The sequence below is a fragment of the Nesterenkonia haasae genome, from assembly GCF_010119385.1.
Taxonomy (GTDB): Bacteria; Actinomycetota; Actinomycetes; order Actinomycetales; family Micrococcaceae; genus Nesterenkonia; species Nesterenkonia haasae.
Map to the genome: position 1 here is coordinate 1 of NZ_VFIE01000047.1, position 581 is coordinate 581.

Genomic DNA, 581 nt, shown 5'->3' on the forward strand with positions numbered 1-581 from the left:
CCAGTACCAGGACATGGCCGACATGGCGATCAGGGTCAGCAGCACGACCCAGGAAACCGCGAAATCACCCGGCTTGGTGGTCATTTCGTGGATCAGGTGCTCGAAGCCCATCTGCGACAGGGCGTTGGACGGATTGCCCCCGGCAGCAGCGGCGATGAAAATTTCCTGCAGCATGACGCTTACCTTTGTTGTGTGTGGTGATAAAGGGTGTAGCTAAGCTAAACAATCGAACCGGGAGCGGGGGTGGCCGGAGGGCCACCCGGACGCATCAGTTCAGCGCAAAGTTGACCGGGACGCGAACGCGACCTGCCGCCTTCTTACCGCCAGATTCAGCGGCGTTGAAGCGCCACTTGCGAGCTGCTTCCATCGCAGCACGGTCCAGGTCGCGGTTACGGCTGGACTTTTCCACCGTGACATTGGTGACGTTGCCGTTGGCATCGACATCAATGATCAGGATCACTTCGCCCTGGATACCCGCGCGGAAGGCGGCCGGCGGATAGCGCGGCGGATTCATGGCCTTCGACGAGATGTCAACGCTGGCCTCGATCGAGGTCGGCGGAGCCGGCGGCGACGGGGGCGAC

The 581-nt window shown here is 62.0% G+C and carries 1 protein-coding gene; it reads right to left on the reverse strand.

The window, feature by feature from the left end:
• Positions 1 to 268 precede the first annotated feature (268 nt).
• A partial coding sequence (locus tag FH975_RS16225) for an energy transducer TonB (RefSeq protein WP_162322206.1) occupies positions 269 to 581 on the reverse strand: 313 nt, incomplete at its 5' end.